Origin of the sequence: Corynebacterium sp. HMSC05D03 (assembly GCF_001807205.1) — a bacterium.
GTDB lineage: Bacteria > Actinomycetota > Actinomycetes > Mycobacteriales > Mycobacteriaceae > Corynebacterium > Corynebacterium aurimucosum.
The window spans coordinates 61,283-82,297 of sequence record NZ_KV788165.1 but is presented as its reverse complement, the minus strand read 5'-3'; the positions used below and the strand labels follow the sequence as shown (position 1 = coordinate 82,297).

The window sequence follows — 21,015 nt, the reverse complement described above, 5'->3', positions numbered from 1 at the left end:
CTACACAAACACAGGAAAGAAAGATAGGTTAACCATGCAGAAAAAGGTAAACTACCAGTCACTATTAGCTAATGATGATGGGATGTCCACGATTGAATATGCTATGGGTTCGCTCGCGGCTGCAGCGCTTGCCGCGGTGCTCTATGCCGTGGTCAATGGCGGCGAAGTTACCAGCGCCATTACGTCCATCATCACCGACGCCCTGTCCAACTCTCCAGGCTAATGCGCGCGCTTGATGACGCCGGCTCCGTCACCATCGAGGCGGCCCTGTCACTGTCCGCGCTCGTCATCGTTGCGGCGGGAATCGTGGGTGGCATCGCCACGCTGTCGGCTCACCTCGCTGCCGTTGACGCCGCGGGTGCTGCGGCTCGCTCCGCTGCTATCGGCGTGGACTTTCAGCGCGAGGGAGTGACGGTCACCGTGAGCGAGAGCTCCGGACTCATGACCGCTGAGGCCGCCGTGCCCGCACCCCTGGGAACCATGCGCGCGCAGGCGGTGTTTCCCGCGGAGATGGCAGCCGGTGGGGCCGCAGGGGCGCAGCCATGAGTCGTCATCAGCGCAGCTGGGTGCGGATCCTGGCGGGTGAGGAGGGCTATGCCACCGTCGTCGCCGCCGGGATCATCGCCGCAGTGGCGTCTCTGTTGTTGGCGGTCGCGGCGGTTGCGTCGCTCGTTGTGGCGCGGCACGAAGCGCAGGTGGCGGCGGATCTCGCTGCGGTATCGGGGGCGTGGGAGGTGGCCAAGGGCAGGGACGCCTGCACGAAGGCTGAGGAGGTTGCCGTGCTCAATGGCGCGGAGCTCGGCTCCTGCGATATCGAGGGGCGCGACGTGGAGGTGACTGCCCGGCTGCGCGGGCGCAGCGCCATCGCCCGCGCTGGTCCGGTCTAGGAGGTCATGGTGACCAGCGCGCCGAGCAGCGCTACCGCGCCCGCCTTGTCCAGAGGGTTATTGCCGTTGCCGCACTTGGGGGATTGCACGCACGACGGACACCCGGACTCGCAGGGGCAGGAGCGCACGGCCTCAAAGGTAGCCTTGATCCACTCGGGGAAACGCCGGAAGCCTTCCTCGGCGAAGCCGGCGCCGCCGGGATGGCCGTCGTAAACGAAAACCGTGGGCAAGCCCGTATCGGCGTGTTGGGCGGTGGACACACCACCAATGTCCCAGCGGTCGCAGGTGGCAATGAGCGGCAGCAGCCCAATGGCGGCGTGTTCGGCCGCATGGAGGGTGCCTGGCGTGCGCCCGGCGGTGACTCCCATCGCTGCGAGTGCCAGCGGATCGATGGTGTAGGCCACCGCCCGGGTCACCAGGCGCTGCTCCGGCAGGTCAAGGGGGATATCCTCGCCCACGGAGCCATCGGGAAGCCGAACCTGGTAGCCGGTGACCTTGTCGGTCACCTCGACCTCCAGGCTGGCCACCCACAGGCCGGGGGTGTAGTTCACCAAGTCATCGGCCTCGCGCAGGATGCGGATATCCGTCGTGGACTTCGGCTGCGTGGTGTAGTCCGGCGTCTTCGGTACGGCGAGGGCTACGCCTGGCTCGGCGGGAGCTGAGCCATCTGCGTCGCCCAGGTGAAGCTCCTCGATCACGAAACTTTCACCGCGGTGCAGGTACACCGCGCCGGGATGTACCTGGCTGACCGCGCGGGCTGCATCGATGGTGCCGAGCAGGCGGCCGTCGGAAGAATCGACAATCATGACCTCCTCGCCCGAGCCACCGCGCAGCGAGACGGCCGTGTGCGCGGTCTCCGGGGTGAGCTCGCTGGAGCCAGCGGGCAGGGGAGCGGCAAACCAGCCCTGCGGGCGCCGGCGCAGCAAGCCCTGCTGGGCTAGGTCATGAACCACGTCTTCGGCGTGGAAGGCGGCCACGTCGGCGTCGCTCAGCGGTTTTTCCACCGCCGCGCAGTACACGTGTCCGCCCAGAATATAAGGGTTAGCGGGGTTGAACACGCTGGCCTCGACCGGCCGGCCCAACAGCGCTTCCGGGTGGTGAACCAGGTAGGTATCCATCGGTTCATCGCGGGCTACCAACACCACCAGAGAGCCCTGCCCGCGGCGGCCCGCGCGTCCGGCCTGCTGCCAGAAGCTGGCGACCGTACCCGGGAACCCAGCGGTGACCACGGCATCCAGCCCGCCGACGTCAATGCCCAGTTCCAAAGCCGAGGTAGTGGCCACACCGAGCAGTGAACCATCATCCAGTGCCTGCTCCAGCGCGCGGCGGTCTTCAGCCAAGTACCCCGCACGGTAGGCCGCAATCCGGCGCGCAAAATCCGGCCTGCCCAGCCTCCCGGAGAGCTCCTCCGCTGCCCGTAGCGCGGTGGTCTCTGCCGCGCGCCGCGAGCGCACAAAGGTCAACGTCCGCGCGCCTTGCGCCACGAGCGCGGCCATCATCCACGCTGCCTCCGTCGTAGCGGCGCGACGCACCGGGGCACCGTTCTGCCCTTCGATGCCTTCCATGAAGCCCGGCTCCCACAGCGCGACCGTCCGCGCACCCGTCGGCGCGCCATCCTCGGTCACCGCGAGCACCTCGCGCCCCGTCAGCCGCGCGGTATGCCGCGCCGGATCCCGCATGGTCGCCGACGCCGCAATAATGACTGGCCGCGAGCCATAGTGCTCGCACAGCCGCAGCAAACGCCGCACCACCAGCGCCACGTTCGCCCCGAAAACCCCGCGGTAGGCATGCGCCTCATCGATGACGATGAATTTCAAGTGCCTCAGCACCCGCGCCCACCGCTGATGCGCCCCCAGCAGAGAAGAATGAATCATGTCCGGGTTGGAAAAGATGAACCGCGCTTGATCCCGGATGCCGGCGCGCGCTTCGGTGGGGGTGTCGCCGTCGTAGGGGGCGGGGTGGACGTCGCGAAGCACGGCGATATCCTGCGTGAGCTCCAGCACCGCGCGCAGCTGGTCCGAACCCAGCGCCTTCGTCGGCGTGATGTAGAGCGCGCACGCGGTCGAATCCTGCGCCAGGCGGGACAGGATGGGCAAACGGTAGCCCAGCGACTTTCCGGAACTCGTCCCGGTGGACACCACCACGTCGCGCCCCTCCCACGCGGCCTGTGCCACGGCGACCTGGTGGGCATAGAGCTTGGCCACACCCTGCTCCTCCAACGCCGCCCGCAACTCCGGCAGGACCCACTCCGTCCACTCGGCATAGCGCGCTGGCTGGGCGGGCAGGGTGGTGGAGTGCGTTAGCTCGGACTCGGGGAAACGCTCAACAAGGTGCTCGACGAGCTCCTCACCCAGAGGGTTCTCACTCACGCTTGCCTCCACTAATCTGCTGTAGGTGTCCAAACGTGGCACACTGGTGCACTAGTTTGCACTACTTTATTTCCGCAAAGGACAACTCATCATGGCATACGGTACCGTCAAGTTCTTCAACGCCGAAAAAGGCTACGGCTTCATTGAGCAGGAGGACGGCTCCGGCGATATCTTCGTGCACTACACCGAGATCCAAGGAACCGGCTTCCGCACTCTCGAAGATAACCAGCGCGTTTCCTTTGAGATTGGGGAAGACGCTAAGGGCCAGCAGGCCACCAACGTCGAGGTGGTTTAGGGGGATTCGGCATAGCCGCGCCGGGTATCCCACCATTCCAGCAGCTTATTCTGCCCCTTTTGCAGGCCGAAGCCGATGATGACCGCGGCGATGATGGAAATGAGCATGGCTATCGCGGGCGAGCCGGAGAAGGCCACGCCGCCGAGGTAACCAATGGCTAGCGCCTGCGCTACCCACAGCAGCACCCCGAAGGTGTCGAAGAAGAAAAACAGCGGCCACGGGTAGCGCATCGAGCCGAGCAGAATCGTCATGAAGAGCCGGGCCGAGGGGATGAAACGCGCAATGATGATCGCCGCGCCGCCACTGCGGCGAATATTGCGCTTGACCCACGTCAGGGCCTCATAAGCCTTCGTGCCTTTTTGGGCTCTATTAATAAGGCCAATGAGCCGCGTTCCCAGAAAGAAGCACAAGTTATCCCCCAAAATTGCGGCAACCATAGCGACGAAAAACATGGTGGGAAGGTGGGGAAAACCTTGGGAACCAGACCAAGCGCCAACCATGTTGAGGGGAACCTCTGAAGGCAACACGGGGAAGAAGCAGTCGAGGAAAATCAGCGAACCCACCAGCGGATAAATCCACTGGGTGGCCATGATGACCTCGAACCATGCAGTAATAGACGCAATCACGCTGTCTCCCGGTTGTGTACTGTGAGGCGAATCCTCGGACGGCCAGTATAGACCCCCTGTTGTGTGGACGCGTACTGGCCTGAATAACTAGAGTGAACCTCTATCTGTGTACTCTAGGGGCAATTGCCCAGCAGAGGACTAACCATCGGAAGGGATGAAGTCGAAGTGGCAGAAGCTACCGGCCCGGGGAAGACCCTGGTCATCGTCGAGTCAGCAACCAAGGCGAAGAAGATTCAGCCTTATCTCGGCGATAAGTACATTGTTGAGGCCTCCGTCGGCCACATCCGGGACCTTCCCCGCGGCGCTGCCGACGTCCCCGCTAAGTATAAGAAGGAATCCTGGGCGCGCCTCGGTGTTAACCCGGAGGATAACTTCACCCCGCTGTACGTCATCAGCCAGGACAAGAAGAAGAAGGTCGCCGACCTTAAAGCCAAGCTGAAGGAATGCGACCAGCTGTATCTCGCAACAGACCCCGACCGCGAGGGCGAGGCCATTGCATGGCACCTGCTCGAGGTGCTCAAGCCCAAGGTGCCGGTGCGCCGCATGGTCTTCAACGAGATCACCAAGTCCGCCATCCTGGAGGCGGCGGAAAATACTCGTGAGCTCGATGAGAACCTCATCGACGCCCAGGAAACCCGCCGCATCCTCGACCGCCTCTACGGCTACGAGGTCTCCCCGGTGCTGTGGAAGAAGGTCATGCCGCGCCTGTCGGCTGGCCGCGTGCAGTCGGTGGCTACCCGCGTCATCGTCGAGCGCGAGCGCGAGCGCATGGCGTTCATCCCCGCCGAGTACTGGGATCTCACGGCAACGCTCAAGTCCACACCGGACTTTGACGCACGCTTGAGCGCCCTTGATGGCAAGCGCGTGGCCGCGGGCCGCGACTTCAACGATAAGGGTGAGCTGAAGAGCGACGAGGTGGTCGTCGTCAAGCAGGCCCAGGCGGAGCAGCTGGCCAGCGCGCTGGAAGGCTCCACCATGACGGTGGCCAGCGTTGAGCACAAGCCTTATTCGCGCAAACCTTCCGCACCGTTTATGACCTCGACGCTGCAGCAAGAGGCAGGCCGCCGCTTGCACTACACCTCGGAGCGCACGATGCGCATTGCGCAGCGTCTTTACGAGAACGGTCACATTACCTATATGCGTACCGACTCGACCTCCCTGTCCAAGCAGGGCCTAGGCGCCGCGCGTGAGGCCGCCACCTCCATCTTCGGTGCGGAGTTTGTTTCGGATGGGCCGCGCACGTATGACCGCAAGGTGAAGAACTCCCAGGAGGCCCACGAGGCCATCCGCCCCGCCGGCGAACGTTTCGCCACCCCGGGCCAGCTGGCCGGGCAGCTCGACGCCGAGGAATACAAGCTCTACGAGCTAATCTGGAAGCGCACCGTGGCCTCCCAGATGGCCGATGCCAAGGGAACCTCGATGAAGGTGACCGCGGCCGTGAGCGCTGGTGGTCACGACGCGGACTTTTCTGCGACCGGCCGCACGATTACCTTCCCGGGCTTCCTCAAGGCCTATGAGGACGTGGCGGCGAAGGGCTCGAAGGAAGAGTCGCGCCTGCCGCACCTCAACGAGGGCGACACGCTTCAGACCGCTGCGGTTACTGCCGACGGCCACTCCACCAACCCGCCGGCGCGCTATACCGAGGCCAGCTTGGTCAAGAAGATGGAAGACCTTGGCATTGGGCGCCCGTCGACGTACGCCTCCATCATCAAGACCATCCAGGACCGCGGCTACGTGCTCTCCCGCGGCAACGCGCTGGTGCCTTCGTGGGTTGCCTTCGCGGTGGTGGGCCTGCTGGAGAATAATTTCACCGAGCTGGTGGATTATGATTTCACCTCCTCCATGGAGGACGAGCTCGATGCCATTGCTGCCGGTTCGGAGAACGGTACGGACTGGCTGAATAACTTCTATTTCGGCAACACGGAGGCCGGCGAGCGGAAGGCCGCATCCATTGCCCGCCACGGCGGCCTGAAGTCCCTGGTGGACATCAACCTGGAGGCTATCGATGCCCGCCAGGTCAACTCGCTGCGTCTTTACACCGACGCCGAAGGTCGCGATGTCTTCGTGCGCGTGGGCCGTTACGGGCCGTATATTGAGCGCGCCGTGGGCACCAACGAGGACGGCACGGTGGAGTACCAGCGCGCTAACCTCTCGGAGACGGTCACCCCGGATGAGCTCAACGAGGCTTTGGCGGAAAAGCTTTTCGCCACCCCGCAGGGTGGGCGCGAGCTGGGCCAGAACCCGGAGAATGGCCGCACCATCGTGGCCAAGGAGGGCCGCTTCGGGCCGTACGTGACCGAGCAGGTGCGTGACGACGAACGCGAGAAGGCCGAGGCCGAAGCCGAAGAGATCGTCAAGGAAGAGCGCGCCGCGGAGGACGCCCAGCGCGCCGCCGAAGGCAAGCGCGCCAAGAACTGGGAGACCAAGACCGCGGCGAAGCAGAAGGAAAAGCGCATTGCTGAGTACGTCGAGGAGAAGCTCAAGCCAGGCACGGCCTCGCTTTTTGCCTCGATGGAGCCGGCCAGCGTCACCCTCGAGGAAGCACTGAAGCTGCTGAGTCTGCCGCGTGAGGTGGGCGTGGACCCCTCGGATGGCGAGGTCATCACCGCGCAGAACGGCCGCTATGGCCCGTACCTAAAGAAGGGCAAGGACTCCCGTTCCTTGGCCAAGGAGGAGCAGATCTTCTCCATCACCTTGGATGAGGCGCGCCGCATCTACGCGGAGCCGAAGCGCCGCGGCCGTGCGGCCGCGCAGCCGCCGATTAAGCAGCTGGGTGATAACGACGTGTCCGGTAAGCCGATGACGGTCAAGGACGGCCGCTTTGGCCCGTACGTCACCGACGGCACGACGAATGCCTCGCTGCGCCGTGGCGACGATCCGGAGCAGCTTACCGACGCCCGCGCCAACGAGCTCCTCTCCGAGCGCCGCGCCAAGGATGCCGCGAACGGTGGTGTGAAGAAATCGACGAAGAAGAGCACCAAGAAATCGACTAAGAAATCGACGAAGAAGGCCACGAAGAAGTCGACCAAGAAGGCCACGAAGAAGCCTTCGCCGGGCACCAAGAACGTGGTCAAGGCTGGATCGCGCAGGAAGTAGCAGGACATGAAGACCAGCTTCGCCCGCGATATGGTGGCCCGCACCCAGGAAGGCACCGAGGCTCTCCTGCGCGCGGCGGGCCCGGCCTTTACTGGCCGCGATCACTTCACCCTCGGCGCGCTTGCTGCGGGGGAGACTGCTGTCTGGTCACGCCTGTTTAAGTGGCGCACGCTCGGTGTGGCCACGACGGCCGCTGTACCCGTGCTGCTGGCCCTGCGCCCGGACTGCGCACCGGAGACCCGCGTGGGGCTCATCGCCGCATCCCTGGGGCAGGCCGCCAAGCGCGGTGCACCAACGATGTTCAGCGTGACGTGTGTGAGCGCACAATACGCATCCTTCGCGTGGGCGCTGCGCGGCGCACGCAATGATGCGGTGGGCTGGGGTCTGCGCGCCGGAGCGTGGGCCGCAGGCATTGCGCTCTCGCGCACCCGGAGTGAGCGCCTCGCCACGGCCGTCGCCGGAATCCCGGCGGCCGCTCTCTCCGCGCTAGCCGGTGATGAGAAGTTCCGCGCCGACGAAGCCACGCAAGGGCTGAGCCATGGCGCTAACCTGCTTCTGGCCTCTGAGGCGCTGACGGTCCTGAACCCGGTTGAGCAGCGCCAGGATGCGGGCCTGCGTGGCCGAGCCCTGGATGCGGCGCAGTCGGCGGCGCAGACGGTAGGCCTGGTACTGCTGGTGGATGGGTTGGCGCGGAAGGGCCGGGATTAGACGCCGCACCTAATTCCGGGCGCATTGTCTTGCCGTAGGACAAGCGGCGGTGCACCCACTCGAAGGGCCCAGGCTTGCCTGCGGCCTCGAGCGCGCAGGCGATGATAAGCGTTGCTAGCCATACCCCGGCGGCCAACGTTGCTTGGCCTGCGGCGCTGAACTCCGGTCCAATGTTGAGGGTGAAGGGGTAGACCAGCGCCAGGAAGAACACGGACTGTAGCACATAGCCGGTCATGGAACGCTTGCCGAGTGCGATGAGCGGCCACAGGAACCACGGGCGCGCACCACGGCGCTGCAGGGGTTCCAGGGCAAGTGTCGCCGCCGCCACGATGCCCGGCCCGGTGAGCATTCCGATGCAGCTATTTGCTGCGTTGAGGGGATCTGCCAGCGCTGGATCCAGCACCCCAATCGTCGACAAGCCCCAAGGCAGGCCGAGGAAGAGAATGATGGCTACAGCCACCAGTGTCCACGCCCATAGCTCGCGATGATGGCCCCCGGCCAGAGTGCCGCGGCGCGCCCACACGAAGCCCACGAGCATGACAGGCAGGACCATGGCGCCGGTTAGGGGGATGGACATCAGTTGGGCGCTGACCATGATGGCCTGCTCACCCAGCAGCTCCCAATAGGAGTCGGCGGCAGTAAAGCCGCTGACATCGAAATCTGAAGTATCGATGAATGCGGCCCCAATACCCATTCCGATGCCCGACACAACCAGCAGCGAACAAAGCCCGTAGGCCACGCGCATGAGGAGCTTGTCAGTTAAAGAAAGCAGCAGTGCGATGAGCATGCCCATCGCGCCATAGAGGATCATGATGTCGCCGGAAAAGAGAAAGAGGCAGTGCAAGACGCCGAACAAGGCGAGAAAGCCATAGCGTTTTGCCAGCACGGCCTGTGCGCGGAGAAGCGGGAAGCCGCGCCGCCATAAGCTCATTGCGATAAGCCCCACGCCGAAACCTAAGAGCGTGGAGAACATCGGCAGGCCGCGCACGTGAATGAACATGGCGGCAAAGACCACGTAGATTTTGTCTGCGAGGGAGTCGACGCCGCCGAAATAAGCATCGGGGCCATTGCCGTCGTTCATAATCCACGCGGTGCAGACGTTTGCCAGCGCAATGCCTAGCAGAGCCATGCCGCGGGCGACGTCGGGGACGAGAAGGCGAGGACTCGAGGTCTGGCGTGGCGGATGGGGCTGGTGTGGCTGATGGGGCATGGCCCCGAAACTACCAGAATCACAAAGACTTATTTATCCGAGGGCGCGCTCCGCCAGCGTCGGGCGGATAGGGCGCGCCAGTTGCGTCATGCGGCGACGCCCGCGCAGCTCGATAGACTTCATCAGTGTCCAGCGCGCTTGCTCGGCCTCGTTAGCGCCGCGCAGCGTGGCGGAGTTGGTGAGCACTTGGCCGGGCGTGTCCTTGGCCAGCTCGGTAAGGCGTGCGGCCTCATTGACGGCATCACCAATAACGGTGTACTCGAAGCGGTCCGCACCACCAATGTGGCCGGCCACCACGTGGCCCGCGGCCACACCGATGCCTGCCTGCAGTCGCAGCCCGCGCAGTTCCTGGCGCAGTTCGCGGGCAGCCTGCAGGGCCATGGAGTTGGCATCGTAGACCGTCAGTGGGGCACCGAACACGGCCAGAGCAGCATCACCCTGGAACTTGTTGATGATGCCCTTATTGCGGTGTACCACCTCAACGACGTGCTCGAAGAACTTGTTGAGCTCCTCCACGACCTCCTCCGGGGTGTGGTTGACGGCGAAGGTGGTGGAGCCGATGACGTCGATAAACAGCACGGCCACCTTGCGGTCCTCACCGCCCAACTCCGGGCGCTCCTCCAAGGCGCGCTGTGCCACCTCAGTGCCGACATAGCGGCCGAAGATGTCGCGCACGCGCTGGCGCTCACGCAGGCCGCGCATCATTTCGTTGAAACCAGCTTGAAGAACACCGAGCTCAGAGCCGTCGTAGATGTCTACCTGGACGTCGTTCTCGCCGCGGCGCACGCGGTTGATGGCGTCCTGTAGCTCCAGGATGGGGTCCACCACGCTCATCATGGCGAACATGGTGCCGATAAGCCCCGTACCCAGCGCCGTGATGCTCAGCGCGATGATGGCGGGGATGATATCGGCGGTATCGGCGGTGAACATCCCCATTTTCTGTCCCAGGTGCACCAGGATGATGCCGATGAGCGGGATGCCGGAGGTCATGAGCCACGTGGAAAGCAGACGGTACTTAATCGGCGGTTCCAGGGTGGAATCCTCAAAGCGCCGGGCCACGGCCTCCGCCGCCACGGGGCGCACGAGGCGCTCCGCCTGCAGGTATGTCAGGAGAACGATGAGGCCTCCAGCCAGCGCAGCAGAAACACCGACGACCACGGCCAGCCGTGCCGAGTGCTGGCCCGCTAATATCACCGCCAAAAGAATGCCCAACAGCCAGACACCTGCGGCCACGCCAGATTGGTAGAGCGGGATGCGCAGGACCAAGTTGCGCACCATATTGGGATCATGGTCATCGGGACTGCGCTGCCAGTCCAAGACCGGCCGGAACAGCCGCAGGGTCACCGCGATGCCGATGATGACGGCGAAGGTTACGAACAACGTGCCATAGGTCCACAGGTGGGGCGTGTGGGCGATGAAGTCGGAGATCTCCGGCATGGGGAGAAAGAAGACCACGAAGGTCATGATCGCAATGGCACCGATGATGTTGGAGCCAAGGACGAGCGCGGCGTACATCGGCCATTGAGTACCCCATAACCAGCGGGCGCCACGCATCAGTCTATTCATGGTTACTCACTTTAGTTATCCCAGTAGGCTAGGGCGAGTGAATACATCAAGCGTTGCAGAAAGGCTTGCCGACGCCCCCTCCGTCGCCCACACCATCCTCAGTGCTGCCCGCGCGGCACGGGGCGAAGGTGACCCGCGGGCGATGAGCCATTCCTGGCTCTTTACCGGTCCTCCCGGTGCCGGCCGCTCGCTGGCGGCGCAGTGTTTCGCCGCAGCACTCATGTGCACGTCTGCCGACGAGAACGGCAACCCCGGATGCGGGCGCTGTCCCTCCTGCCAAAGCGTCCTGGACAATCAAGAGCACACCGACTTGGTCTACGTGGACCCGCAGGAGCAGTTCATTACGGTCGGCGAGGCCCGCGAGGTCATTGGGCGCGCGGCCAGCCTGCCGAGTGTTGCACCCTGGCGCGTGGTCATCTTCAACAAGGCAGATCGCCTCCGCAACGAGGCCGCCAACGCACTATTGAAGACCGTAGAGGAACCCCCGGAGCGCACCGTCATCATTATGGTCGCGCCCTCGGAGGATCCGGAGGACTTCTCGGTCACTCTGCGTTCCCGCTGCCGCCACCTTTATATCCCGGCGCCGAGCGTGGAGGGTGTGGTCAAGCAGCTCGTCGCCGAAGGCGCCAGCGAGGATGACGCGCGCCTGGCCGCCGTGACCACCTTGCGCCACGTGGGGCGCGCGCGACACCTGGTCAACGAACCCGCCGCGCAGAAGCGCCGCGCCATGGCCATCAACCTGGCCGAGGATGTCTTTCACGGCTCCCAGGCCTTTCAATCCGTCACAGCGCTGCTGAAATTCATTGAGAAGGAGGCCAAGGACTCCCACGCGGCGGCGGAGGAGGCGGAGCGATCCAAGATTGAACAATCCTTCGGCGTTGGTGCCAAGGGCAAGGGCGCGACGAAGGCGCAGCGCGACGCCCGCAGTGCCCTGAAGGATATGGAGGAGCTTCACAAGAAGCGCGCTAAACGACGCATCGCCGACGGCCTCGACATCGCGCTGGTGGATCTCGCCGGTATTTACCGCGATGCGCTCATGCTCAAAGTCGGCGCTGAGGTGGAGATGACCCACCCGGACTTCGCGGGCCTAGCCGGTGAACTTGCCCAGCGTGTGAGCGAAGATGGCTTGCTGGCCGCCCAGTCCGCCATCCGCACCTGCCGCGAGCAGCTGCCGCAGAACGTCACCCCGCAGGTGGCTTTCGACGGCATGGTGGGCCGCCTGCGCCTGGCCTGCGGTGCGCGCTAACTTGCAGCATTTGCTGTGCGTGCCCCACATCAAGCAGCCCGATTTCTTTCTCAGCCCTGGCCTAGGCTAGACTCTCACGCGGTGCATATACACACTGCATCGTGCCGCCTTAGCTCAGTCGGTAGAGCATCTCACTCGTAATGAGAAGGTCGCGAGTTCGATTCTCGCAGGCGGCTCCACATAAAATCCCCCGTGACCAGTATGAATGGTTGCGGGGGATTGTTTCATCCAGTGCAATATCGGCCTCCGTGGCTACATTTTGGCTTCATATGATCCAAATTTGATCCACTGTGTCTAAAACCGGGTGGGACTTGCTCACTCAGCGCTTACTTCTGCTTGCGCCGGTAGTACACCTGGCGGCGCACATGGGCGACGACATCGCCTTCCTCATCAAGAATGTCCACGTCGAACCAATGCAGGTACTTCTCGCCGTTGGCCGTCTTTTCTTCGATGAGCGCGTAGGTCTCCTCGGGGATGCGCATATCGGCGGTGACCGTGCCGCGGCCGGGCTTGAGGTACTTAATTTCTCCCGCGGCATCCCAGATGCGGTACTCCTTGCCCAGACGGTGCATGGAGGCAAGCATGAAGAAGGGATCCGTCATGGCGGAGAGTGTGCCGCCGAAGGCTACGCCCATGGCGTTCTTGGTCAGCATGTTTGGCCTGTGGCTGACAACGACGCGAGTTCCGTCATTAGCGAATTCCTTGATCTTTATGCCAGCGCCCAAGAAGGGCGGCCAGAATCCCATGAAGTGCTTGAGCTGGCGTGCAGAAAAGTGGGCCATGAGGATAGCTCCGTGCAAGTGGCGGGTCAGGTGGGCTAAATGGCCTCAACTCTACCGTTGTGGGACGGGGAGCGCCCGCACTTTGATTCGCCGTATCGTCTTTTTGTAGGTGGTGCCAGGTCATGCACTGTGTACAGGTAAAAGTAGTGCTAGCGCTAGTGACCTTCGCTCTCGTGGGAAACACAATATAGAGCATGAAAAAGCTTGTGGTTGGCATGATTGCCGTGGTGGCCGTGATTGTGGTGGCGTTTGTCGGGTTTGTGGGATTCATGCAATGGGTGGACGCAGACAGCGTGACCGGTGATGACGGCGTGGCTGCCGGATACAGCGCTGAGACGGGTGGTCCGCTGGAAGCGTCGTTTGCGGGCGAGGGGCCGCACGAGGTCGACGTGCGGCGTGATGGTGACGTGACCATCGCGGCACCGACGGGCGCGGGACCATTTCCGGCGGTGGTCATGGCTAATGGCACGAACACGCCGCTGAGCAGTTACTTGTCCGTGGCGGAACACCTGGCCAGTTGGGGCTTCGTGGTCGTCGGTGATGAGACGCCCCAAACCGGAACCGGGGAGAATGTCGTGCACTTGATTGAGCGATTGCCGGAACTGGATTCCCGAGTGGACCGATCACGGGTCGGTATTTTCGGACACTCACAGGGCGGCGCGGGCGCTATCAACGCTGCAGCCCACACGGAGGTAGCAGCTGTGTATGCGGCGAGCCCGGCCTCCCACAAAGTGGCACAGTCCAATGACTGGGATTACACCACCGCGGACATCAAGGCACCGCTGTTCTTGATGACGAGCGATGGCCGTTCGGACCGCTGGCTTGTCAGCCCGTGGTCAGACCTAGAGGAGAACTTTGAATCAGCCGGTGGTCCGGCAATCATTGCCCGCCGCCTGGGCGCGGACCACAAGGACGTCTTAGAGTTCGGGGACGGCTATGCCACCGCGTGGTTCCGCTACATTCTTGCTGATGATCCTGATGCACGAGACGTGTTCGTTGGCACTTCGCCTGCGGGTGCTGGCGAGCTGGCGAACAACGAGCTCTGGGACCGAGTGGCCACCCGCGGCTGGTAGCTCGCCGGGCCTTTCGACATCCCACGCGGTGCACCTAACACGCTAAAAGTCACCTGTGCTCACACACCCCCTTCGACGGAGGCGTGATTCACAAAAATCAGCAGCCCTGATAAATTTCAAGTGAATTGTCAACCGGGCTGCGCCACGCCAGCCTGTACAAACGGAATCGAATGAGTCATGCAGACAGAGGCGAAAGGCCACGTCGAGGGCCTCTACATCGATGAGAACTTCGAGCTGTGCGCCGGGGCCGTCACGTTCGGGGAGAATATTGAGGGCATAGCGCTTGGCGATGCCCCCTCAGCCGAGGCCGCCTGGCGCGCCGGGGACCCGGATGTGTTGCTGTGGGTGCCCGGCTTCGTGGACCTGCACAACCACGGCGGCAACGGCGGGGGATTCCCCAACGGCAACTACGAGCAGTGCCTGGCCGCCGCCCGCTTCCACCGCGCGCACGGAACCACGACGCTGCTGGCCAGCTTGGTTTCCGGCACGCAAGAAGAGCTGTGCACGCGGGCGGAGCTTTTGGCCCAGTTGGCTGAGGAAGGCGAAATCGCCGGCATCCACATGGAAGGTCCCTTCATCGCGGCGGCCAAGTGCGGCGCGCAGGACCCTTCGCGCATCGTGCCCGGTGACCCGGACTTCTTCCGCGCGGTCATCGCCGCGGCCCGCGGCCACCTGCGTTCGATTACCTTTGCGCCGGAAACGGAGAACGTCGACAAGCTGCTCGAAGTCTGCGCGGAGCACGGCATCATCGCCAGCCTGGGCCACACCGAGGCCGATTACGACACCACGCTGAAGGTTATCGCCCAGTCCAAAGAGCTCGGCGTCACCGTGACCGGCACACACCTCTTCAACGCCATGCCGCCCATCCACCACCGCGCGCCGGGCCCGGTGGCCGCCTTGCTCACCGCGGCGAAGGCGGGGGACGTGGCTGTCGAGCTCATCGCCGATGGCGTGCATCTTGTGGACGGCACCGTGGACATGGCTCACAACCCCCGCTCCTTCGCGGTGACGGATGCCATGGCGGCGGCTGGCATGGCCGACGGTGACTATGAATTGGGCTCCCTGCCCGTCACCGTGAGCGGGGGAGTCGCGCGCGTGCCCAGCGGCGCCATCGCGGGTGGTACGTCCACCTTGGCCCAGCAATTCGCCAGCTTCGCCGCACGCCATGGTCTGGGCGAAGCGGTGCGTTTTACCTCCACCACGGCCGCCGATGTGCTGGGACGCAAAGATCTAGGCCGCATCGCGGTTGGTGCACGCGCCAACCTGGTGGGCCTCAATGCCCAGCTGGAACCGGTGCGCGTCATTGTCGGTGGCACTGAATTTATAAACTTTTAAACAAGACTCTCACTCACATCAGAAAGGCAGATTATGGACATCCTCATTCGCTCCACCCCCGCCGAGGTCGCCGCCGCGGCCGCCGATATCCTCGCACGCTACGCCAACAATTCCGCCACCCTGGGGCTGGCCACCGGTTCCACCCCGGTGGCCACGTACAAGGAGCTCATCGCCCGCCACGAGCGCGGCGAGGTCAGCTTCGCGGGCAGCCACGCATTTCTTCTCGACGAGTACCTTGGCCTTAACCCCGAACACGAGCAGTCCTACTACGCCACCATCCGCCGTGACTTCACCAGCCACGTCGATTTCGATGATGCCTTGGTCAAGAGCCCAGAGGGCAGCGCTGCCGACCCCGTGGCAGCCACCGCTGCCTATGACCAGGCCATCCGGAATGCCGGTGGCATCGATATCCAGTTGCTCGGCATCGGTGCGAATGGCCACATCGGCTTTAACGAGCCGTCGAGCTCCCTGACCTCGCGCACTCGCGTGGTGGCGCTGCACCCGCAGACTGTGCAGGATAACTCCCGTTTCTTCGACAATGTCGAGGACGTTCCGCGCCACGCACTCACGCAGGGCTTGGGCACGATTAGCGAGGCCCGCCACCTGCTCCTCATCGCCACCGGCAGCAACAAAGCCAACGCGGTGCAAGCGATGGTTGAGGGACCGCTCTCAGCGCGCTGCCCTGGTTCGGTGCTGCAGCTGCACCCGCACGCAACCGTGATCGTTGATGAAGCCGCTGCCGCCCTCTTGGAGGACCGCGAGTACTACCTCTTCGCGGACCAGAACCGCCTGCGTTAAAGCTCCTTTTTCTAATTCCATAACTTCCCTTCTCGAAAGGACGTGTCAGACATGAAAATAGATGTCATGGGGCCGCTACAGCGGCTCGGAAAAGCGCTCATGGGCGCCGTGGCGGTGCTGCCCGTCGCGGCGATCCTCAGTGGCCTTGGCTACTGGATTTCCAGCGCCGCCGGCCCGGATAACCTCGCCGCCCAGCTGCTGATTAGCTCCGGTGACGCGGTCCTGGCCAACCTGGGCTGGATCTTCGCCATCGCCATTGCTTTCGGCCTGGCCAAGGATTCCAACGGTGCTGCGGCACTCTCTGGTTTCTTGGCCTTCGCCACCTTCATGAAGCTGCTCGGCCCCGACGCCGTGGCCGGTTATCGCGGCATCGAAGACCCCACCGCGCTGACCGGCGATGAGGCTCTGCACTGGGCATCGGAGGGCTGGAACGCCGTGGGCGGCGGAAACGTCCTCTTTGGCATCCTCGCCGGCATCATGGCGGCCTGGGTCTATAACCGCTTCCACGGCACCAAGCTGCCGGACTTTTTGGCCTTCTTCTCAGGCCGGCGCCTCGTGCCGATTCTTACCGCCATCATCGCCATGGTGATTTCCGGCATCCTCTACTTCGTATGGCCGTTCATTTACAACGCGCTCTTCAACTTCGGTACGTCCATCCAGGGCCTGGGCGCGGCGGGCGCCGGTATCTATGGTGTGGCTAACCGCCTGCTCATCCCGACTGGCCTGCACCACGCGTTGAACTCCGTCTTCTGGTTCGACGTCATCGGTATCAACGACATTGGCAACTTCCAGGCGGGCCAAAAGACCATCGAAGCAGCCGCAGCCGCCACCTCCGCCGCGGACTGCCCGGGCATCTGGGCGAATGGACAGTGCACGGTCGAGGGCGTTGTGGGCCGCTACCAGGCGGGCTTCTTCCCGGTCATGATGTTCGGTCTGCCGGGCGCGGCACTCGCGATGTACCTGCGTGCGGATAAGAAGAAGCGCAAGGTGGTCGGCTCCTTGATGGCTGCTGGTGCCCTGGCTTCCTTCTTCACCGGTGTGACCGAGCCGCTGGAGTTCTCCTTCATGTTCGTCGCCCCGCTGCTCTATGTGGTGCACGCGCTGCTGATGGGCCTGTCCGTCTTCATCGCTTCCACCATGGAGTGGACCGCTGGCTTCGGCTTCTCTGCCGGCTTCGTGGACATGCTGCTTTCCTCGCAGAACCCGCTGGCCAACAAGTGGTACATGCTGCTGGTGATGGGCGTGGGCTTCTTCTTCCTCTACTTCATCATCTTCTATTTCCTCATCGGCTGGCTGAACCTCAAGACCCCGGGCCGCGGCGAGGATGAGGCCGAGGACGCGGCGGATTCCGCTACGGGCGATGACAAGACCGCAGCCGATGCCGCCCGCATCATCGAGGGCCTCGGCGGCAAAGACAACATCGACTCACTGGACTACTGCACTACGCGCCTGCGCGTGGGCGTCAAGGACCGCGCGCTTGTTCGCGACTCCCTGATCAAACGCGCCGCCGTCTCCGGTGTCATCCACCCCTCCGAGAAGAGTGTTCAGGTCATCGTGGGCCCGGCCGTACAGTTCATGTATGACGAAGTCAGCCACCAGCTGCGCCACGGTTCCCCGGCCCTGGCCACGACTGGTGCAGCGAGCGCGACTGGAGCCGCGGGGGCTGCAGCCAGCGTGCCGGCCGGCTCCAGCGCCAAGAGCGTCAGCAGCGATGACGCGGACGTCGACGTGCGCGCCCCGTTCGCGGGTGACGTCGTCGAGCTCTCCCAGGTCCCGGATGCCTCCTTTGCCCAGGGCATGGTGGGCGAAGGCTTCGCCGTTATGCCTGATGCCGTCGATGCCTTCGACGTCTGCGCCCCAGTAGACGGCACCATCACCATGGTCTTCAAGACGCGCCATGCTTTTGGCATGAAGACGGCAGACGGGCTGGACCTGCTCATCCACATCGGCATCGACACCGTGGAGCTCAAGGGCGAAGGGTTCACGGCCCTGGCCAAGAAGGGCGATACCGTCACTGCCGGCACGCCGATCATCGCGGTGGAGGCGAGCAAGCTGCGCGAGCGCGGCGTCAACCTCATCACCCCGGTGGTGTGCCCGACGGCCAAGCAGGTTGCCGGAGTCGACATTGCTCGCGAGGGCCATGTCCTGCCAGGCGAGGTTGCGGCCACCGTCAAGCGCAGCAGCTAAGCTGACCCCCTGGCTCAGCCCAGACATAAAACTGCCCTAGTTGACAAAACCCATGCTGCTTCATGCGGCGAGGAGCGAAGGTTTTGGCAACTAGGGCAGTTTTGGCTTGGGGTCTAAAAGCGTGGGCTAGTCGGTGTGGCTTAGCAGGCGCGGCACCACTTTGCCCGTGGCGTTGCGCGGCAGCTTGTCTAGGAAGTGGACGTCGCGCGGCACGGAGTGGTCGGCGAGGTTCTCGCGGACCCAGGTGCGGATGCTATCGGCAGTCACGGTGTTGCCCAGGGCATCCCGCGTGGTTACTGCCCACACGGCGATGCGCTGGAAGGTGGTCTCATCCTCCACGCCGCCGGCGTGCACCTCCGCGATGCCCGGCATGGCCTCAAGAACCTCCGTCACCGACTGCGGGTGCACGTTCTCACCACCGACGATGATCATGTCATCGGCGCGGCCCACCACGTGCAGGTAGCCGTCGGGGTCGATATAGCCCAAGTCCCCGATGGAGATGAGGCCATCAACCTTGTTGAGCGGAATCTTCGGGTTCGTATAGCCAATGAGCGCGGTGGAATTAGTCAGGTAAATCTCGCCGACCTCGCCGCGCGGGACCTCATTGCCTTCCTCATCGAGGATGCGCAGCTTGGTGCCGGAGGCAATCTTGCCGCCGATGGTCGGGTCCTTAGCCACCTCTTCCATCGTGGCGGTTGAGGCTAGGGCTAGCTCCGTGGAGCCATAAACATTGCAGAGAATCGGGCCGAAGCGCTCGTGGGTTTCCTTGACAATCTCCGGGGTCAGCGCGTGCCCGGCGGAGGCAATGAACTTCAGGCTTGAGGTGTAATACGCCGAATCCGGGTCAACCTCAACCATCTGGCGGAAGAAGACGGGGGAGGAGAGCAGGCCATCGAGCTGGTAGCGCTGGATATCATCGAGCGCGGCCGCCGGGTCAAAGACACGGCGGGTGACAATGGTATTGCGCAGGCCCAGAGCGATGTTAAGGCAGGCCCAGCCCCACGTGTGGAAGATGGAGGCGGTCATCTGCACCTTTTGGTCCCCGCGCCACGGCACCGCATTCACGATGGAGGCAACCACCACTGGCAGCGTGGGCTCCGGGCGCATGATTCCCTTGGGAATACCCGTGGTGCCGGAGGACATCAGCACGATATGCCCGTGCTTGGGCCAGGTGGGAAGCTTCTGCTTTTCGACGTCCCGCGGGTTCTCCACGATCTTGCGCAGCGATGCCGCTTGTGCCAACTCGGCGGGAATCTCCGCACCGGACTCGTGGCCAATGACCACGTGCAGGCCATCAATGGGGCTAGCGCTATTGGTGGGATTAGAGTCGTCGGCGGGGGCGAGACGGTCGATGAATTCATCGTCGATAACGAGCACGTTGATGCGGTTTTCCTCGATGCAGCCGGCAAGCTGCTCGGGGGAAGATCCAACGTTGAGCAAAAAGATGTGTGCCCCCGCATAGCCCTTGGCGGCCAACGGGGTGATGATGCCGCGGCCGTTGCGTGCCATAACACCGAGGCGGATCTCGTCGAGGCCTAGGGAGCGCAACCAGCGCGCAAAGGTACGGGAATGATCGCGCAGTTGGCGGTAGGTGAGTGCCCCGTCATCGTCGATAAGCGCTAGGCGTTCTGGGCAGGTCATGTATGCCTGCTCTACTTCGCGGGCGGTGGTGAAGCGGTAGCGCGCGAGAACCGGTGCCGTCAAGGCCACCGCCCGCGGGCCGCCGGCGGGGCTAATGAGGCCTGCGCGGAACAGCGAGGGGATAAAACGCCCGAGGGCAGCGGCGTGAAAGGTTACATCAGAAAGCTTCATAAGGTTCTCATCGATAAGAGGGGAAAAGAGGTTACGGGGCGGCGGGGGAGCCGCAATAAAAACGACAACCTGTTACAGGTGTTGCTATTGTTACATAAGCTGCAACCGCTAGCGTAGTCTATTATGGTTTCGGTCTAGAACATACTCTCTTGGAAGGACATTAGTCACGTGAAGTCTACTCAGCGCATTGCCACCCTCTGCGCCGCCCTCCTCGTGGCGGTTGGATTGGCCCAAGCTCCCCAGGCTGTTGCCGGCGAGCGAAACCTCGTTGCCTTCGGTGATTCCGTGCTCGCGGATCCGCAACTGGATGTGTATCTGTCCTCGCGATTGGGCTCTTCTCAGCGCAACCCGAGCTTGAACTGCCCGTCCGGCAATAACTACGCCAAGCGCACCGCCGCCAAGCTGGGCATGCCGGTGGCGGACTTCTCCTGCTCCGGTGCTGTGTCCATGTCCCAGGGTCCGCAGGTGAATGCGCAGATCGATGATGCCATTCGCCGTGGCGCGCTCAGTGCGGACACCCAGCGCGTGCTCTTCTCCAGCGGGTTCAACGATACGTATAACAACGCCGGGCTTTCCGACGGCGACCTGCGCGCCCGCTGGGTCGGCGCCAATGCGCCGCTGATCCACAAGATCCGTGCGGCAGCGCCCAATGCCCGCATCCAGATCGTGGGTTACCCGACCATTGGCTCGGGCGACCGCTACTGCCTCCTTCACTTCGGCCCGAAGCCGGCCGACGCCACGGCCCTGCCGATGGTGCAGCGCTATGAAAACGTCGCGCAGTGGATGCAGGTGGACCTGGCGCGCGCTACCGGAACCGAGTTCGTGGACATGAAGCCGATGACCTGGGATCGTGGCATGTGTGCCGATGCCGACAAGCGCCTGTGGGCGGGTCTGGTGGACTTCTCTGCGGGGCCGGGCAACCTGCCGCTGCACATTAATGCGCGCGGTCACGAGTTTGTGGCCAACCACCTCGCTAGCTTCTAGAAGCGCGCTCTTCTGACTTTTCAGGCCCGGGCAACGTTGCC

At 63.6% G+C, this 21,015-nt stretch carries 17 protein-coding genes and 1 tRNA gene; 12 read left to right on the top strand and 6 right to left on the bottom strand.

Annotated features, from left to right (window positions below):
- Positions 1 to 34 precede the first annotated feature (34 nt).
- The 3 genes from HMPREF3147_RS02170 to HMPREF3147_RS02160 are packed head-to-tail and all read left to right on the top strand — an operon-like array spanning position 35 to position 887.
- Positions 35 to 223 (top strand): DUF4244 domain-containing protein, encoded by a 189-nt coding sequence (locus tag HMPREF3147_RS02170; protein ID WP_070444112.1) that lies wholly within the window; start codon positions 35 to 37, stop codon positions 221 to 223.
- Positions 223 to 546 (top strand): hypothetical protein, encoded by a 324-nt coding sequence (locus HMPREF3147_RS02165; RefSeq protein WP_070444109.1) that lies wholly within the window; start codon positions 223 to 225, stop codon positions 544 to 546. Before HMPREF3147_RS02170 ends, HMPREF3147_RS02165 begins: the two co-directional genes overlap by 1 nt.
- Complete coding sequence (locus HMPREF3147_RS02160; protein WP_070444106.1) at positions 543 to 887, top strand: Rv3654c family TadE-like protein; 345 nt, start codon at positions 543 to 545, stop codon at positions 885 to 887. The genes HMPREF3147_RS02165 and HMPREF3147_RS02160 overlap by 4 nt, the downstream gene beginning before the upstream one ends.
- Here HMPREF3147_RS02160 and HMPREF3147_RS02155 read toward each other — a convergent pair.
- Entirely contained in the window at positions 884 to 3,256 is a 2,373-nt protein-coding gene (locus HMPREF3147_RS02155) for a DEAD/DEAH box helicase (protein ID WP_070444103.1), read from the bottom strand. The two genes, HMPREF3147_RS02160 and HMPREF3147_RS02155, sit on opposite strands and share 4 nt — an antisense overlap.
- A gap of 91 nt (positions 3,257 to 3,347) precedes the next feature.
- On the opposite strand from HMPREF3147_RS02155, the gene HMPREF3147_RS02150 reads away from it, so the two are divergent.
- Positions 3,348 to 3,551 (top strand): cold-shock protein, encoded by a 204-nt coding sequence (locus HMPREF3147_RS02150; RefSeq protein WP_010189920.1) that lies wholly within the window; start codon positions 3,348 to 3,350, stop codon positions 3,549 to 3,551.
- Here the strand turns inward: HMPREF3147_RS02150 and HMPREF3147_RS02145 are convergent.
- On the bottom strand, positions 3,548 to 4,141 hold the full coding sequence (locus HMPREF3147_RS02145) for a DedA family protein (protein ID WP_371325730.1): 594 nt from the start codon (positions 4,139 to 4,141) through the stop codon (positions 3,548 to 3,550). The genes HMPREF3147_RS02150 and HMPREF3147_RS02145 overlap by 4 nt on opposite strands.
- 201 nt (positions 4,142 to 4,342) lie before the next feature.
- Between HMPREF3147_RS02145 and topA the strand changes: the two genes are divergently transcribed.
- Positions 4,343 to 7,273 carry a type I DNA topoisomerase gene (topA, locus tag HMPREF3147_RS02140; RefSeq protein ID WP_070444097.1) on the top strand — a complete coding sequence of 977 codons (2,931 nt, stop codon included), beginning with the start codon at positions 4,343 to 4,345 and terminating at the stop codon, positions 7,271 to 7,273.
- A 544-nt stretch (positions 7,274 to 7,817) separates the two neighbouring features.
- On the opposite strand, the gene HMPREF3147_RS02135 is transcribed toward topA, so the two are convergent.
- Both HMPREF3147_RS02135 and HMPREF3147_RS02130 read right to left on the bottom strand, forming a co-directional pair.
- A complete protein-coding gene (locus HMPREF3147_RS02135; RefSeq protein WP_083276412.1) occupies positions 7,818 to 9,191 on the bottom strand; it encodes a DUF418 domain-containing protein in 1,374 nt (457 codons plus the stop codon).
- 33 nt (positions 9,192 to 9,224) lie between these two features.
- Entirely contained in the window at positions 9,225 to 10,757 is a 1,533-nt protein-coding gene (locus tag HMPREF3147_RS02130; protein WP_070444091.1) for an adenylate/guanylate cyclase domain-containing protein, read from the bottom strand.
- Between HMPREF3147_RS02130 and HMPREF3147_RS02125 the strand changes: the two genes are divergently transcribed.
- Together HMPREF3147_RS02125 and HMPREF3147_RS02120 are read left to right on the top strand one after the other, a co-directional pair.
- Entirely contained in the window at positions 10,756 to 12,003 is a 1,248-nt protein-coding gene (locus tag HMPREF3147_RS02125) for a DNA polymerase III subunit delta' (protein WP_083276410.1), read from the top strand. The genes HMPREF3147_RS02130 and HMPREF3147_RS02125 overlap by 2 nt on opposite strands.
- Before the next feature lie 103 nt (positions 12,004 to 12,106).
- Positions 12,107 to 12,182, top strand: a tRNA-Thr gene (locus HMPREF3147_RS02120).
- 147 nt (positions 12,183 to 12,329) lie between these two features.
- On the opposite strand, the gene HMPREF3147_RS02115 is transcribed toward HMPREF3147_RS02120, so the two are convergent.
- Positions 12,330 to 12,785 carry a DUF4442 domain-containing protein gene (locus HMPREF3147_RS02115; protein ID WP_070444085.1) on the bottom strand — a complete coding sequence of 152 codons (456 nt, stop codon included), beginning with the start codon at positions 12,783 to 12,785 and terminating at the stop codon, positions 12,330 to 12,332.
- Between the two features lie 194 nt (positions 12,786 to 12,979).
- Here HMPREF3147_RS02115 and HMPREF3147_RS02110 point away from each other — a divergent pair, with 194 nt between their 5' ends.
- From HMPREF3147_RS02110 to nagE, 4 genes are all read left to right on the top strand, one after another.
- Entirely contained in the window at positions 12,980 to 13,858 is an 879-nt protein-coding gene (locus HMPREF3147_RS02110) for a poly(ethylene terephthalate) hydrolase family protein (RefSeq protein ID WP_070444082.1), read from the top strand.
- Positions 13,859 to 14,035: 177 nt separating this feature from the next.
- Positions 14,036 to 15,193 (top strand): N-acetylglucosamine-6-phosphate deacetylase, encoded by a 1,158-nt coding sequence (locus HMPREF3147_RS02105; protein WP_070444079.1) that lies wholly within the window; start codon positions 14,036 to 14,038, stop codon positions 15,191 to 15,193.
- A 33-nt stretch (positions 15,194 to 15,226) separates the two neighbouring features.
- Positions 15,227 to 15,991, top strand: a complete 765-nt coding sequence (gene nagB, locus HMPREF3147_RS02100) for a glucosamine-6-phosphate deaminase (protein WP_070444076.1) — start codon at positions 15,227 to 15,229, stop codon at positions 15,989 to 15,991.
- A gap of 51 nt (positions 15,992 to 16,042) precedes the next feature.
- Positions 16,043 to 18,178 carry an N-acetylglucosamine-specific PTS transporter subunit IIBC gene (gene nagE, locus HMPREF3147_RS02095; RefSeq protein WP_070444073.1) on the top strand — a complete coding sequence of 712 codons (2,136 nt, stop codon included), beginning with the start codon at positions 16,043 to 16,045 and terminating at the stop codon, positions 18,176 to 18,178.
- A gap of 126 nt (positions 18,179 to 18,304) precedes the next feature.
- Here nagE and HMPREF3147_RS02090 read toward each other — a convergent pair whose 3' ends face one another.
- On the bottom strand, positions 18,305 to 19,990 hold the full coding sequence (locus tag HMPREF3147_RS02090) for an AMP-binding protein (protein ID WP_070444070.1): 1,686 nt from the start codon (positions 19,988 to 19,990) through the stop codon (positions 18,305 to 18,307).
- Positions 19,991 to 20,158: 168 nt separating this feature from the next.
- Between HMPREF3147_RS02090 and HMPREF3147_RS02085 the strand changes: the two genes are divergently transcribed.
- Positions 20,159 to 20,974: a GDSL-type esterase/lipase family protein gene (locus HMPREF3147_RS02085; RefSeq protein ID WP_070444067.1), complete on the top strand. Its 816-nt coding sequence runs from the start codon at positions 20,159 to 20,161 to the stop codon at positions 20,972 to 20,974.
- The last annotated feature ends 41 nt before the right edge of the window (positions 20,975 to 21,015 follow it).

Coding starts and splice junctions, on each gene's coding strand:
- HMPREF3147_RS02170 (WP_070444112.1), top strand. CDS start 35: ATGCAGAAAAAGGTAAACTACCAGTCACTATTAGCTAATGATGATGGG.
- HMPREF3147_RS02165 (WP_070444109.1), top strand. CDS start 223: ATGCGCGCGCTTGATGACGCCGGCTCCGTCACCATCGAGGCGGCCCTG.
- HMPREF3147_RS02160 (WP_070444106.1), top strand. CDS start 543: ATGAGTCGTCATCAGCGCAGCTGGGTGCGGATCCTGGCGGGTGAGGAG.
- HMPREF3147_RS02150 (WP_010189920.1), top strand. CDS start 3,348: ATGGCATACGGTACCGTCAAGTTCTTCAACGCCGAAAAAGGCTACGGC.
- HMPREF3147_RS02145 (WP_371325730.1), bottom strand. CDS start 4,141: ATGGCCACCCAGTGGATTTATCCGCTGGTGGGTTCGCTGATTTTCCTC.
- HMPREF3147_RS02135 (WP_083276412.1), bottom strand. CDS start 9,191: ATGCCCCATCAGCCACACCAGCCCCATCCGCCACGCCAGACCTCGAGT.
- HMPREF3147_RS02125 (WP_083276410.1), top strand. CDS start 10,756: ATGGTTACTCACTTTAGTTATCCCAGTAGGCTAGGGCGAGTGAATACA.
- HMPREF3147_RS02130 (WP_070444091.1), bottom strand. CDS start 10,757: ATGAATAGACTGATGCGTGGCGCCCGCTGGTTATGGGGTACTCAATGG.
- HMPREF3147_RS02115 (WP_070444085.1), bottom strand. CDS start 12,785: ATGGCCCACTTTTCTGCACGCCAGCTCAAGCACTTCATGGGATTCTGG.
- HMPREF3147_RS02110 (WP_070444082.1), top strand. CDS start 12,980: ATGAAAAAGCTTGTGGTTGGCATGATTGCCGTGGTGGCCGTGATTGTG.
- HMPREF3147_RS02105 (WP_070444079.1), top strand. CDS start 14,036: ATGCAGACAGAGGCGAAAGGCCACGTCGAGGGCCTCTACATCGATGAG.
- nagB (WP_070444076.1), top strand. CDS start 15,227: ATGGACATCCTCATTCGCTCCACCCCCGCCGAGGTCGCCGCCGCGGCC.
- nagE (WP_070444073.1), top strand. CDS start 16,043: ATGAAAATAGATGTCATGGGGCCGCTACAGCGGCTCGGAAAAGCGCTC.
- HMPREF3147_RS02090 (WP_070444070.1), bottom strand. CDS start 19,990: ATGAAGCTTTCTGATGTAACCTTTCACGCCGCTGCCCTCGGGCGTTTT.